12 protein-coding genes and 1 pseudogene are annotated in these 13858 nt (G+C 61.5%); 6 read left to right on the top strand and 7 right to left on the bottom strand.

Translation table 11 applies throughout. The features are described from left to right. The first annotated feature begins 46 nt into the window (after positions 1-46). Positions 47-805, top strand: coding sequence for a DeoR/GlpR family DNA-binding transcription regulator (locus tag ACMGER_RS00705; RefSeq protein WP_436811634.1), 759 nt, complete (start codon positions 47-49; stop codon positions 803-805). Here the strand turns inward: ACMGER_RS00705 and ACMGER_RS00700 are convergent. From ACMGER_RS00700 to ACMGER_RS00690, 3 genes are all read right to left on the bottom strand, one after another. Next, on the bottom strand, positions 778-2124 hold the full coding sequence (locus ACMGER_RS00700; protein ID WP_436810207.1) for an MFS transporter: 1347 nt from the start codon (positions 2122-2124) through the stop codon (positions 778-780). The two genes, ACMGER_RS00705 and ACMGER_RS00700, sit on opposite strands and share 28 nt — an antisense overlap. Before the next feature lie 621 nt (positions 2125-2745). Beyond that, positions 2746-5013 carry an AAA family ATPase gene (locus ACMGER_RS00695; RefSeq protein WP_436810206.1) on the bottom strand — a complete coding sequence of 756 codons (2268 nt, stop codon included), beginning with the start codon at positions 5011-5013 and terminating at the stop codon, positions 2746-2748. Positions 5014-5387: 374 nt separating this feature from the next. After that, a complete protein-coding gene (locus ACMGER_RS00690; RefSeq protein ID WP_436810205.1) occupies positions 5388-6344 on the bottom strand; it encodes a toll/interleukin-1 receptor domain-containing protein in 957 nt (318 codons plus the stop codon). A 147-nt stretch (positions 6345-6491) separates the two neighbouring features. Here ACMGER_RS00690 and ACMGER_RS00685 point away from each other — a divergent pair, with 147 nt between their 5' ends. Then, on the top strand, positions 6492-6968 hold the full coding sequence (locus ACMGER_RS00685; RefSeq protein ID WP_436810204.1) for a hypothetical protein: 477 nt from the start codon (positions 6492-6494) through the stop codon (positions 6966-6968). Between the two features lie 306 nt (positions 6969-7274). Here the strand turns inward: ACMGER_RS00685 and ACMGER_RS00680 are convergent. The 4 genes and pseudogenes from ACMGER_RS00680 to ACMGER_RS00665 all read right to left on the bottom strand — a co-directional run. Then, positions 7275-7388: pseudogene (locus ACMGER_RS00680) on the bottom strand (biopolymer transporter ExbD); the annotation flags it as partial. Between the two features lie 484 nt (positions 7389-7872). After that, positions 7873-8826, bottom strand: a complete 954-nt coding sequence (locus ACMGER_RS00675) for a hypothetical protein (protein ID WP_436810203.1) — start codon at positions 8824-8826, stop codon at positions 7873-7875. 6 nt (positions 8827-8832) lie between these two features. Beyond that, entirely contained in the window at positions 8833-9948 is a 1116-nt protein-coding gene (locus ACMGER_RS00670; RefSeq protein ID WP_436810202.1) for a DUF3696 domain-containing protein, read from the bottom strand. Next, entirely contained in the window at positions 9941-11107 is a 1167-nt protein-coding gene (locus ACMGER_RS00665; protein ID WP_436810201.1) for a GmrSD restriction endonuclease domain-containing protein, read from the bottom strand. Before ACMGER_RS00665 ends, ACMGER_RS00670 begins: the two co-directional genes overlap by 8 nt. Before the next feature lie 571 nt (positions 11108-11678). Between ACMGER_RS00665 and ACMGER_RS00660 the strand changes: the two genes are divergently transcribed. From ACMGER_RS00660 to ACMGER_RS00645, 4 genes are all read left to right on the top strand, one after another. Continuing rightward, entirely contained in the window at positions 11679-12068 is a 390-nt protein-coding gene (locus tag ACMGER_RS00660; protein WP_436810200.1) for a hypothetical protein, read from the top strand. After that, positions 12061-12573 (top strand): RNA polymerase sigma factor, encoded by a 513-nt coding sequence (locus ACMGER_RS00655; protein ID WP_436810199.1) that lies wholly within the window; start codon positions 12061-12063, stop codon positions 12571-12573. Before ACMGER_RS00660 ends, ACMGER_RS00655 begins: the two co-directional genes overlap by 8 nt. Further along, positions 12573-12887: a hypothetical protein gene (locus ACMGER_RS00650; protein ID WP_436810198.1), complete on the top strand. Its 315-nt coding sequence runs from the start codon at positions 12573-12575 to the stop codon at positions 12885-12887. The genes ACMGER_RS00655 and ACMGER_RS00650 overlap by 1 nt, the downstream gene beginning before the upstream one ends. Positions 12888-12950: 63 nt before the next feature. Next, positions 12951-13841, top strand: coding sequence for an alpha/beta fold hydrolase (locus ACMGER_RS00645; protein ID WP_436810197.1), 891 nt, complete (start codon positions 12951-12953; stop codon positions 13839-13841). Positions 13842-13858 lie beyond the last annotated feature (17 nt).

Genomic DNA, 13858 nt, shown 5'->3' with positions numbered 1-13858 from the left:
CCGGGCGACTGCACCGTCGCACGACAAGGAACAGGGGAGGACGACCATCTTCAAGCGATCGGCACGTCAGCGCGAGATCGTTGCGCGGCTGCGCGGCGGCATGACCCTGTCGGTGATGGGGCTGGCCGCCGACCTCAACGTTTCCGACGAGACGATCCGGCGCGAGCTGCGCGCGCTCGAGGAGCAGGGCGCGATCATTCGCGAGCATGGCGGGGCGCGGCTGGCGACGCAGGTGTTCGAAGGGCCGCTGGTCCAGCGGATGGAGGAGCATGCCGACGCCAAGCTGCGCATCGCGCGCGCCGCGGCGGAATTCGTCGCCGATGGGGCGATCGTGTTCATCGATTCGGGCACAACCTCGTGCTTCGTGGCGCGCCAGCTGGTCGAGCGGCGCTCGCTCACGGTGATCACCAACTCGCTGCAGGTCGCCAGCGATCTCGGCGGGATCAACAACAACCGGCTGTTCCTCGCCGCTGGGCAGATGGACTATGACTATCGCGCCTTTTCCGATCATGTCGCCCAGCAATATGTCGCCGGCTTCACGCCGCATCTCGCAATCCTCTCGGTGGGGGCGATCAGCAGCGATCGCGGGCTGATGGACTTCCATCCGGGTGAGGCGGCGATGAGCCGGATCGCCTATGCGACTGCGGAGAAAGTGCTGCTCGGCGCCGATTCTTCCAAATTCGGCCGCTACGGGCTGATGCAGACCGCGGCGCTCGCCGACGTCGACATCCTCGTCACCGAATCACCGCTCGAGGAGGAATATGCCCGCGCCTTTGCTCATGCCGAGGTGGTGATCGCCGCCTGAGGCAAGCGGTCGCGCGTCCGCAGCGCCCCGCTCGCCGCGGCGACGAGCGCGCCAGCGGCGGCGAGCGCGGCATGGAGCGACCAGAAGCTGGCGGGCGCCATCCGCTCGTACAGCGCACCGCCGAAGCCGACCCATAGGTTGGCGAAGAAGCCGTGCAGGTAGAACAGCCCGACCCAGAAGCCGGTCAGCCGCGCCGGCGCGGCGTCCATGATGAGGCTGAGTCCCGCCGGCCAGGTCAGCACGATCGCGAAGTCGACCAGCAGCAGATAGGCCAGCGGCGCGGCGAGCGGCACCTGATCGCCGTAGATCCAATCGGCCGCCGCCAGCACCAGATTGCCGAGCACGCAGGCGCAGCAGCCAAGCGCTATCTGCGCCGGCGCGCCGATCGCGATGCCGCGGCGCGCGAGCAGCTTGAGGCCGAGTTGCGACAAGGGGATCAGCGCCAGCGTGAACAGTCCGTCGAGCGACACCAGCCACGCCACGGGAAAATCCAGCGCTGCCCTAGCGCGCGCCCAGACGAGGAAGATGTTGCCGACCTGCTCATAGGCGGCGAAGCACAGATAGAGCGCGAGCAGGGTCGCGACGATCAGCACGATATCGCCCTCAGTCTTCTCTTGAGTGCCCGGGTTGCCCGATGCTGGAACGGCGGCCGTTATCGCGGGCAAGGATCGCGTCATAGCGATATGGAATCCGACCACACCCAGCGCGATCGCCGCCGCCGCTGCGCCCAGCCCGAACCGCCATCCGCCCCATAGAGCAAGCGCGCCGCACAGCAGCGGTCCGCAGATCACCCCCGCATTGAGGAAACCGAGATAGACGGCGAAACCACGACGCCGTTCGGCATCGTCGACGAAAAGACGTCCGACGACTACCGAAAGATTGCCTTTGATCGTGCCCGCGCCGAAGGCGAACAGCGGCAACGCGAGGAGGAAATATCGCTCTCCGATCATCAGCGCCAGCGCCACGAACATCGCGCCGCCGCCGATATAGACCGCGCCGCGCCGCCCGGAGATCCGGTCGCCGAGCAACCCGCCGAGCGGTATCGAGAGGTACAGCAGCGCGTTGGTGAGCCCGTAGATCTGCGAGGCGAGACCGATCGTGCTGAGCGGGCCGAACAGCGTCTCGAGCGTGCGCTCGATCGCACCGGCGCCGGCGACATTGGCGCGGTCCTGCGCAAGGATATGGTCGATCAGCACGAGCGTCAGCAGGGACTTGAGCCCGGCGAGCGAGAGACGCTCCCAATATTCGGTGAGGGCGAGCGGCAGGAACCCGCGCGGCAAGCCGCTCCAGGGCCGTTTCGAGCCCTCCGCCTCGCCCATCGTCCCGCCCTGCCTCCTGCGCCGGCCGCGGATCATAGGGAGGTTGTTAACAGCCTGATGACAGCTCGGACGCGATCGCTCCCGCGATAGACTGCGGGAATGGGACATAAATGCCTTGAGAATGTTCCGGAGGCTGTTGCTGATGTGACTGCCTGAGGCGGTTGCGGCGGCCGCTAAAGGGCAGCACGAAGACGCCTCTCATTCCGATCAGGCTGCAACACCGGACACGGCTCGGTGCTGGCGAACAGAATGTCCGCTTCGGAAGATAGTAGTCCCAGAACCCGCCAGCAATCGGCCCAGTTCAAGTCATAGCGCCCTAAGTGCTCAATGGCGGAATTCGAGGATCGGATGCGGCGGAATGCGGCGCTAGAGTAGCAAAAGCGGCAATTCATATTCATCGCTTTCGTCCTGCTTGGGGCACCAGCACCGCCGTGGCTACTACGCCACGGCCCGAACGGCGCATTTCAGCCGTTTAGAAAAGTTCGTGCGATTTCAGAGTCGTAGGTGCGGCGGCCCAATTCGGCATAGAGTGTTCGAGTCCTATGCGGTGGTAAGGCCGCTTAGCGCCTCAATTTCGGCCATTCGAGAACAATCCCGGCGATCTCGAAAGCGGCCATTCGTTCATGCCGCATCTTGGCCATTATCCGGCATCGGAGATGCAATCTCCATCGGGGCCACACCGGCTGTGGGCACAGCCTCTGTGCCCATCATCATGTGATAATGCTGGGTGTGCCCAGTTTCCTCGAAAATGCGCCTGAAGACCCCAAGATAGGCTCCCACCGTGGCGGCATCGCTGGAGACATAGAGATCGTCATGCGCGCTGTGCGAGCCGTCGTTCACCCATGAAAAGAGCGAGGCGCAGATCACCTTCTCGCGGCCCTCGAATTTCGCGGTGATCTTGTCCTTGTCCATGTTACCAAGGATTTTGAAATAGTTCTCCAGAATGCGACGCAGCGTGTTCTGGATGGTAAGGTTGGATCGGTTCTCGTTACGCACCTCGGACCAGAGTAGTTCGTAGGATGTCCTGATCGGGTTGTGATCGAAGGATTCCAGTGTCGAGACATCGTCGATCTTCTTCACGATCCAGAACGTCTCGTGCGCGCGAAGTTCCCTTTTCCGGTCAGGGTCGAATGACACCTCCTTGTGGAAATAGATGTTGTGGGTGAGCACGAACACCTGCCGGATCAGGCTGTTCTGCGCGTGGCTCAGCTCGAACACGCGTTTGATCAGGCTGGAAACGATGAACAGGATATCGCTGTCGAGGCTCGAAACCGGATCGTCGAACACGATGACACGGTTGGCTGTCATGCCAGACTCAGAAACGCTGCCACGGATCAGGTGGTAGAAATACAGGAAGGTGACGAACGTCTTCTCACCCTCGCTCAAACTCCTGACAGCATTGCTCCCATCGAGGCGGACGATCTCATACAGATTGCCCTGATCGCCCGCCGTTGCGAGCTTGAAGCCGCGAAAGCCGAATGAGGCGAGCAGCGCATTGATCTCGGTCACGGTGGGCTGAACGCTCGTGATGCCCTTCTCAAGATCGCGTAGCGTCTGCTGCGCCGTGCTGAGGTCGCCCCGCTTTGTCGCCAGACCTGCCTCAATGCTGCTGATTGCGGCGTCCACCGCTATCTTGCTGGTATGGTAGGCATCAAGGATGCCTTTGGCCTCTTCCAGCAGGCACTTCCAGATTTCGGCCGTAAGGTTCGCTCGCTGATTGCCTATATCGTCAACGGCCCCGTTGTGTTCGGCCACGGCCGCGTTCGCAGCCGTGAGGAAATCCCGCACCTCCGTGAACAACTCGGTGTTGTCCTCGAGCATAACGACGGCGCTCGGCTCCTTCTGCTTCTGCGCGATGTGCTGTCCGTTGAGGGCCAGCCGCGCGGTCACGCGCTCGATCAGTCCGGTCAACTCGTCCGCTTCGATATAGCGTGAGCCGGCCTGCGAGATGCCGGCGAGGGACTGAAGGTAAGCTGCGCCCGCCGCCTCGTATCCGGCAACGAGACGCGCGATATCCGCGATGTCGCGATCATAGGCTTCATCGAAATAATCGCCGATGCGCTTGGCGAGATCGGCTTCGACATTCTGCTGGCAGAACGGGCATTGCGGTGTGCTCTGCGCGAAGTAGCCGATGCCCTGCTTCACCCAGTCACTGTTGCCGAGCCGATCGATTAGACCGGCAATATCGACATCGCCTTGACCGACGACCTTTTTTGCGAGGATCGGCGACGCTTCTAGCTGCGTCAGCTCGGCACTGTCGGGCACCCGGACCGTGCTTTCTCGCGTCAGGCCCTTTTCGAAGATGACGGCCGCACGCTTTTTCAGATCATCGAGCGGATGAATCGCGGCCTGGTTGGAAGCCCACTCGCTGAGGATTTTATCGCAGAAGTTCGCCTTGGAGCCGCGCGCGCCTGTGAAGGCGGACTGGAAATCAGCGTCGTGGTGGTTCTTGAGTTTCCAGCATTCGTTCTCGATATTCTCGCGCAGAGCGGCACGCTCACCCAGCTTGCCGGGAGCGCCATCCTTCCCGTTCAACACGATATTGCGCGCGCTGATATCACGCTCGATGTCCGCAACGTCCTTCCGTGCCTGCTCGATCTGGTCAAGCACCGCAGCATCATGCTCGCCCAGAGTGAAGATACCGGGGAGGCTGGATCGGAAATTCCGCTCCACGAAATCGGCGTTGTAAACGAGGCACTCAAGAGGCCGTTGGTTGGCCCAGCGGATCGCGCAGGCGGGGTGATCGGCCGGAGCGGCGATCACGCGCGAGATGCTGGTCTTGCCCGAACCGTTCGCGCCGTAAATGAAGTTGATCTTTCGGAGCTCGGTAAGATTCTGGCCTTCCGCGCTGTAGCTAGCGCATCCCGCGATTTTTAGTCCTTCAATCAACGCTGCCCCCCTCTTTGCCGCGTCAATGATTTGGTTTGGTAGCAATAATGGGAATACCTTCAGAATGTATTGATCGGCAAGGGTAACTAAGACCGCGCTACCAGTTTTCGGTCTCGATACCTACCAGTCTGCTAACGCCCTCTTTTCTGTAGGAGTTGGCAAGTGTCAGTTTCTCGCCAGCAACGGTTTCGTCGAAGGTGTGTGTCTAGAAAGCTCGCTAGTCCCAACCTCGCCGCGTGTCGGTCCGGCGGCACATCGGACACGCGATCGGAGATGTGGGACGGTCCTCGCGACGCGCTTTCAGCCTCTCCTCCTGCGTGAGCACGTCCTGTTCGAACCGGTGCCCGCAGTTCAGGCACCTGAGACGAACCCGCTCAGTCATGTGCGATCCCAGCCCTTTGGAGCATGTCGTTCCACATAGAGGAAGCGGCTTCCCGCCAGCTCATCTTCCGACCCTCGTCCGAGCCGAAGCTGAAGGACTGCGCCTTCAGGAAGAGTTCGAACTCGTCGTTTTCTATCGAAAGCCAACCGTTGGCCGTATTAGAAGCCGCATTCTCCTCGAACGACCAGTAGATATCGCCCATCCCGGAGCGGCTGCTGGTTTGGCGATGGACCGTCAGGTGGGCAGTGCCGCGGTTCAGCGCGCGGTTGACGATTGTGCAGCCGAACGCAGTGGGTGAGATGTCGACCACGCGTGCTCGGAAATCGTCGAGGGAGTCGAGTTCCGACGAAGCCTCCTTGAAATATCCCTTGATCTCTTCAAAGGCCCGCTCTCGGAACTCGCTTCTGTCGATGTCGTCGAAGTCGCGCTTCGCTCGATATCGGCTGGCGGTCGCGGGTGGCCGAGAGACCGAGGCGGACGCGGCATCCCTTGCCTGTGCCGCCGAACCAACCTGGCGGTCCTCTTGGATCGCGCGCCTGATCTCTTGGACGACGTTTAGCCATGCACTGTTCGCATTGGTCCACTCCGCAACGGGCTTGCCGTCGCGCGGAAGTACCTTGATGGCGCGTAGGGGCGTTGACTGCCAGTCGCAGGGTTCGACGATGATGCCGATGACGCGGGCCTCGCCAGCCTTTTGCCTCTCCAGCGCCCGGGCCATTTCCCGCTCGACACAGTAGTCGGAGTTAAGAAAGTCGGGCGTGATGATCAGCAGGAAGAGGGAGCTGGACTCCAGCCTATCGGCGATCCGGCCGTCCAAATCGTCGCCTGCGAGAATGTCGCGGTCGAACCACTCGCGGATCAGACCGTCACGCCGCAGGACTGCGAGATGCACGTGAAGGCGCTCCAGCGCCGAGGTATCGTGGTGCGAGTACGAAATGAAGGCGTCCAAAACGGCCTCTTTGCTAGCTATATTCCCGGATCATACCGGGAACAATCGAGACCCGCAATCGTGCTCCCAACCTCGGAGAAAGGCTCTGCCTTCGCGCTGAGGGGAAATGCTAAATGGGTCTTTGCGGATACGCTGAGGGGAGGACGCATGCTTCAAGCGTCTGAATTTTCCGTCGGCTTTGTGGCCGACGCCCGGCCACTGAGCTTGATGCTGCCGCGCGGAAAATACGAACAGCCTTTCCTAATTGTCCGGCGGGAGGAAGAGGCAATGGCGGTATTTATCGGCACCGAGCATCGCTTCCACGCCATGCCGTGCGCCGGTAACACGCACTGGAAGGGGGTGATTGTCCCGAACGTTGCCATCGAAGTGGACCAAGCCAGCATGTTCAATCCTGAAGAAGGCAATTTATCTGAAGGATGCCTTGTCCGGCGCGATACCCGGCTTGTGTTGACCGCCCTAAAGCAAGAGCGTTATTCCTATGGCGGCTACGACCGGCTCACCGTCGTTGACGGCTTGAGCAGCTGCGCCGAAGGAATGGAGGTCGCATTTCGCGCATGGTCGGTGACCTTGGGCCTTGGACGCGACAAACGCACGCTGTTCGAGATCGCGCCTTCAACAGCATAGCTGGCTGGCGAGCATGATCATCGGTTTCGAGTGCTATATCGTTGCGCCCGAAAGCCGTGAGTCAGCTCATGGCCCATCCCTGATCGAACGGATAGATCGTCCGCTTTCGCACTACCTCAGCCTGAAAGCCGCTTGGCCGCAATCGGCCCGCAAACTGATGGGCCGGTCTTGCAATAGCGGCTAGGCAGCTACGCGCCCGCAATCTGGACGTTCAGCGGACTCGGGCGCGCTCTCGAAACCAGCCGTCTGTTTTGGCATAGTTTGGCATCCGCACTGATGGACCCAGACTAAGCGTTGGAGCCGGCACTAGCGCGTCGCGGGCGCATCAGACACGAACTCAACCTTGGTAAATCCCGCTCTTTGCAAGGTGTATATAACGCCTCCAATGCACCGGTAGGGCGTTTCGTTGTCGCCTATTATCTGCGCAGCTCTTCTTTTCGAAACTTCACGCCGGGCAATATCGAGAAGTTGGTCGGTGGTCATAACCTGCCCGCCTACTGCGAGTGAGCACGGTTTAGCCGGGCCCTTGACGCTGACTAGGAAGGGTGCCCCCTGTGTCGTCGAGCTGCAGCCAGCGACAATCACGAACATCAATGCCACTGCTTTCATAGTCATCAGAGTGCCTCAGCCAATGAGCGACGGCAATGGTCTGCGAGGCGGCGTGAACTGGCAATTCGACCTGACACTGGTCGGCTGCAACGCGCCCTCAATTCAGCCGTTCAGCCTAAGCAGGCTCGATCCTGGAACCTGCCGTTCGTACATTTTGCTTCGAGCAAGAGTTGGATCTCCAAAAATCGAGGATTTTGCTAGATGCCGATTAGCACTGGCTGCCGACGGCGGAAGCTCGGGGCGTGAGCGACAGCCCGACGCTTCTCATCGACTGAGCTGGAGCCTGCCTCCAGCGTCAGCCAATACCGAGCTTGCGGCCGACATGCCCGACCAGGGCGTGACGATGCGGTTCGCTCTCGACGATAAAATGCACGCGCCCCTCAATGGGCGCGAGATCGGTATGGTCGCTGAAGGTGCGCTCGACGCCATCGGCATCGTTGAACCTGACGAGATGCATACGCCGGCGGCTTTCTGGCCTGACGTTGAAGGGAAACATCGGATGCGCCGTCTGCGCGACGCGCCACGTCGCGATCGCTTGGTCGAGCCCCGACAGCTTGATCCAGACTTGATCGAGCAACGGGTCGCCGGCGAGGATTCCTTCGATTTGCACGCGCGTCCTCGGAATGAATTCAAGATTGGGCAAGAGCTCGGCCCGATGCGCCCAGAGATCGGCGCCATTATGGATCGGCGGCCGCAGATCGTCGCGCAGGCCGGCTTCGTGCGCTGCGACGTCGTCGGCGGCACTCGCATTGCGAGCGACAACCGAGGATTCGGCAATGTCGCCATTGGCATCGAGTTCGAGCAGATCGAGCGCCAGTTCGCGAGACTGCCAGAGCGCGTCGGAGGCAAGGCTGACGCCGAGACCTTTGAGCAGATGGGCAAGGCCGAGCGCCTTGGCTGGGCTACCGGCTGAGATTGGAGCAGCGGCTGGCATCCTGTATTCGAAGCCCTCAGGATCCGGGCCATCGGCCTCCGCCAGCACCCGACTGAGCGGCGCGCGATTGTTGAGCGTCTTTAGATACTGGCTCTCTTCGACGCATTCTCCATCGTTGCGGATCGTTGCGATCGTAAGGCCGGGACCGAGCACCAGTTCGTTGAGCGGCTGATCGCAATTCAAGATAAGACGATCGTCTATGCCACGCGCTGCGCGGATCGTTTTGATCATCCCTTTGAGGTAGGCAATCGATTCTGCACGCGGCACGCCGGCGACCGGCGCTGACAGGTCATTGAGGAAGAGCTGGAGCGGCATTGCGGCTTAATCGAGTAACCGGTCCAGGCTCTTCTCCCATTGGTCGAAGAAGCCGGCGGGCCAATAGGACAACCGGCCCTCCGAACTCAACGCGGGGGTTTCGTAGCTGCTCGCTTCGCCGGGATTGCGCGTGAAGAAATGCAGCTTGGCCTGGCGCGGCGCGAGCAAACCCTCCTTCACAGCGAGGCGAACGCCGTTAAGCACGTGGTCGCTATGGCTTTCGATGATCACCTGCACGTTGTTGGCCGCCGTTAGCGCAAGCAATCGTCCGATCGACGCCTGTCCACGCGGATGGAGCTGCGCCTCAGGATTTTCGACGACCAGCAGCGTGTTGGGTGCTGCGGCGAGGCAGGCGACGACGACGGGAAGCGCGTGGGTGAGACCGAAACCCACATTGGTCGGGCGCAGCGGCTCGCCGTACGCGGCGCCCTCGCCTTTGTAGGAGAAAACCAGACGAACGAGATCGGTCATCGGGACCGGGACCGGTTCGACCCGGACGCCTGGACTGAATTCCTGCATCCAGGCGTTGACCTGCGCAATGAGGCTGCCTGCGCGCTGCTCGTGGGGCGACCGGACGATCTCCGCAGTGGTGATCTGCTCGCCGAACTCGAGCAGGAAGTGCGCGGTATATTCGCCTTTGGGTCCAAGAAACCGGTGCTGCCGAACCGCGTTCTGCGATTTCGGCGAAGTCACCGACGGGGTGATCCGGTCAGCCCGCAGGAACTGAAAGCCTTGAGCGAACACGTCGAGCAGCGGAAGTTCGCCCGGAGCTGGCTTTGCCGAGCAGGTGAGCACGTCGGCATCGGGATCGGCCGCTGCCTGCCAGCGGTAGGAGACGGACTGACCCTGCCTTGTTTCGCCGAGCGAGATTGCAATCTCGGCGGCGTCGAAGCCTTGGTACAGGACGTCGCGGCCGGTGCCGATGTCGACCAGCTCGCCATTGAGCGCGAGATCGCCATTGAGCAGAAAACTCCCGTCGAACGATTGGCGCAGCACGCCTATCGCCTGCAGGACGGTGCTCTTGCCGCTGCCGTTGAGCCCTGACAGGAGAGTTAAGTTGCCAAGGCTTAGTTCGATGTCGTCGAACGCCTTGAAGTTTTCGAGACCGATATAGTCAAGCATCAGCGAGAACCCCGGTGATCAGCTCGCTGATTGCGGAAAAGCGCCGGTTGACTTTTCGGATATCGCCCGTGCCTTGCGAGATCGCGCTCTCGAAGGAGCGATCATGGCAGAGCGCCATGAAGCCCTCCCGAAGCACCTCGGCGCGCTGGCCGAGGATCGCGAGCTGCGCGTGAGTGAGCCGCGCCAGATTAACCGAGAGCGCTTCGAAGATCGCTTTGTTGATCGGCAGCCGGCCGGCCTCCTTGTCGAACCGCTTACGGAAGGCGTCGCGGCCGAAAATTTTATAGGCGTTCTCCATCGCGCTGACGAAGTTGAACTGCATGACCGCGAGGTCATTGTCGTCGGTTTCGTTGATCGTCTTCATCGCCGTGATCAGGAAGCCGTCCATGTCCGGTTGTTTGTAGCTTTCCAGTCCGAGTAGGTAGAAAGCGGCGAAGCGCAGCACGAGTTCGCGATCGTCCATGCGAATGGGCTGAACGCTACCATCGGTAGCGCGGATGAACGAGGGCAGGCTTGCCCAGGTCTCCAGAAGATCGCGCGCCTTGCCCGGGGTGATGGCGTGCCGCAGTTCCTGCGCGGACAGCGCCATACCGCCGGTGTTGATCCGGGCGAAGATGTTAAATTTGACTTCGGGTGGCGTGCCCTTGCGGATCAAGTGGATGATCAGCTCGGTTTCGCGGAGCCGCATCTTGAGCCGCGAACTGAGCCCCTCGAAGTCCTTGCCCTCATAATCGTGGAGGTATTCGAGCCCAGTAAGGATGAGTGGTTGACCCCCGATGATCTGGGGCTTGATGAAGCGAGCAATCGTAGAGAGCCGTTGAATCCCGTCGACGATTTCCCAACGTTCGTCTTCGTCCTCGGCAGCGTACAGGACTGGCAAAGGGATTCGAAGCAACAATGACTCGATCAAGCGGCTTTGGCGCCGCGCGTCCCACACGCCCCAGCGTCGCTGAAAGTCAGGCTGGAGATCGATCATCTCTGATTCGGTGCGAGACAAAAGAAGGTCGACCGTCATCGACCGTGTGACGACGTCGATGTCGTCCGGATCGAACGGTTCGGCGATCTTTTCCCCTTCGTCCGAGGATGATTGTTCGACTTCAACGCCAGTGGCGTAACCCAACATATCAAGTTGCTCGACGATCGCCGACGCTCCCTCCATCATTCGATCCCAAACGCCTCTCAAGCTCCGGTCGGGCTCACCATATGCGATCACGAGAGAAAGGGCTACGCGGCGCACAACCGCCGCGATTTTCAGCGCATATCGCCCAAATGACGCTGCGCTTGACGTGGTTGCCTACCCCTTCTCGGTCTTCGACAACCTAATGTTCTATCGCCTCCCTGCGCCTGGCCGAACTGCTCGACACGCGCGAGATCCCGGTCTTTGCCGACTCGGTCCAGCAAGAAATCCTCTACCGCCGAATGACTGGCTATGGATCTTCCCGTCTGGGTCATGCCTAAGCGCACCGATCCTAAACGCGCCCGAGAGCACCGGATAAACGGCCGCTATTCGGCTTCGGCGCTCTAGAAGCAGTCCGCCTTCAAACGGCCCAATAGGGGATCTATGCTGTTAGTGCTGACATTGTCGATGAAACCCGAAGCCGCCGCGCAGCCAGCCAAGCCGAACAAGCTGCCCCTCACTTTGGGCCCGGCCGACAAAAATTTATCGCCTCATCATCCAAACGTCGTCCAGCATCGGTCTAGTGGTTGTAGAACTGCTTTGGAGGACGTTGATGCCGCCCGCTGTGATGCTTTCGATCGTGATCCTCTTCATCCTGGGCGTTGCCGTGACGGCGATGAATCTGGGCCGGATCATTCAGGCGCGGATGATCCACAAGTCGCTGAGAGCGGCGATGGCCACGGATCGCAAACTGGCCGAGGATCTTGCGGCCAAGCTCGACATTGTCGGGCAACGGACGGAGCCGCGTGGTGATGATCGGGCTGGCCTGGTGCTCGTGGCGATCGGACTGGCGACGGCGGGATACGGGTTGATCCTGGACGACGCGTCGATCAGGACGATGCTGGGCGCTGCGCTGTTTCCGCTATTCGTCGGTGCGGCGCTTCTGCTGCGCCATGCGGCGCACAAGCGCGCGACCGCGAAGAAGAATGTCGGCGGTGACTGATGACTTCGAGCTCTCCTCGAAGGCAGCTCAGGGCGACAGGCGCGCATTCTCTGCTCTGGTCCGTCGACATGAGGCGAGAGTGCGGGCTTTCCTCACCCGCACGGCGGGCGCACAGGCGGCTGATGATCTTGCGCAGGAGACGTTCCTGCGCGCCTGGCGAAACGCCGGAAAATACCGCGGTACCGGCAGCTATGCAGGCTGGCTCCTCGCTATTGGATGGCGGGTGTTCCTCGACGCCAGCAAGCGGCAACGCCTCGAGCTCGACCGGCGCAACGAGGTCGCTTCATCTCAAGATCAGTCATTCGCGGACTTGTCGGCCAAAATGGATGTCGAAAAACTGATGGCAGCCCTCCAACCCGAAGAGCGCGCCAGCCTCGCGCTGTGCCTCGGGCAGGGGTGGTCACACGGCGAGGCTGCCGAGATCCTTGGAATCCCGCTCGGCACGCTGAAATCCCGGGTTGCCCGTGCAACGGCGAAATGCCGTGCGATGCTGGACGCAAAATGATGGACGAAGATCTTTCCGACCTGGTCGCACTGCTCCGCGAAGAGGAGCGACCGGCCGACGACGCATTTGTCAGCGACGTGGAATGGCTGATCGAACTCGACCTTGCCTTCGAACGTCGGCGCCGGTCGACACTCCGGCGGTGGGCGGTCGACCTCGGCTCTGCCGGTGCCGTGGGATGTGTCGCCTACGTCCTGGCCAACAACGCTCCCGCCGAACTTGGAGCACTATCGATGATGTTCTCCGCTCCCTTGCTGGCAGCGACTGCCGTTCCGGTCCTCTGGCTGCTCGCCCGATCTGCGACTGCACCCACCTGATCGGCCCGGTCCGCACAAGCCTCAGTCAAGTTTCAGAATCTCGCTCAGCCAAGGAGATGGAGAATGCGCTGCCTTATGTCCGGTCCGCTATCCTTTGTCGTGACGCTCGCGTTGTCGGCGTCTGGAACCAGTGCCGCAGCCTCCGGCACCGACAGATTTGACATCGGTGGCCGGTCCATTCGCGTCGCATGCCAGGGGGAGGGCTATCCGACGGTCGTTGTCGACGCGGGTTTGGGAACGGCCCCCGCGGAAGATGAAGGGTGGCGACGTATCGCCAGCCGGATCGCAGCAAGCACCCGCATCTGCCTCTATGACCGGGCCGGGCTGGGCGGCAGCGATCCTGCCCCCAAAGGGCCGCGCACCAGCATGGACGCTGCGGCCGACCTGCATAGCGCGCTGCGCAAAGCCGGTGTCGCGGGTCCCTATCTGCTCGTCGGCCATTCGATCGGCGGGCTGCACGCGCAGGTCTTCGCCACGCGCTATCCCGCCGATACCGCCGGCCTGGTTCTGATCTCCTCGACACATCCCGACCAGATCAGGGCCTGGCTGACACTGCTGCCGCCCGCCGCGCCCGACGAGGAGAAGGCAATTACCGAAACACGCGCCCTCCTGACTGGCATGGCTGAGGATCCGACGAAGAACGAAGAGATGCTCGCCTTCATGCCGAGCGCGGCGCAGGCGCGCCGTCTGACGACACTCGGCGCTAGGCCGGTGGTCGTTGCCTCGCACAGTTCGCGCTATCGCATGGTGCCCGGCTTGTCCGAGCCGATGGCGATCAAGCTGGAGACGGCGACCCAACAACTGCAGAAGCAGTTCCTCGCTCTCTCATCGAATGCGAGGCAGAACGTCGCGGCGACTGCCGGGCATGGACTCCCCCATGAGGATCCTGCCTTCGTTGTCGAAAACATCATGCAGGGCGTTGCGCTCGTCCGCAGCACCCCTGTTCGGCCGTAGCGATCGTCTCGACGAAC

This window comes from Sphingomonas astragali (assembly GCF_051400615.1).
In the GTDB taxonomy this organism is placed as follows: domain Bacteria; phylum Pseudomonadota; class Alphaproteobacteria; order Sphingomonadales; family Sphingomonadaceae; genus Sphingomonas.
The sequence above is the reverse complement of the archived record's forward strand: the minus strand, read 5'-3'. Positions and strand labels throughout refer to the sequence as shown.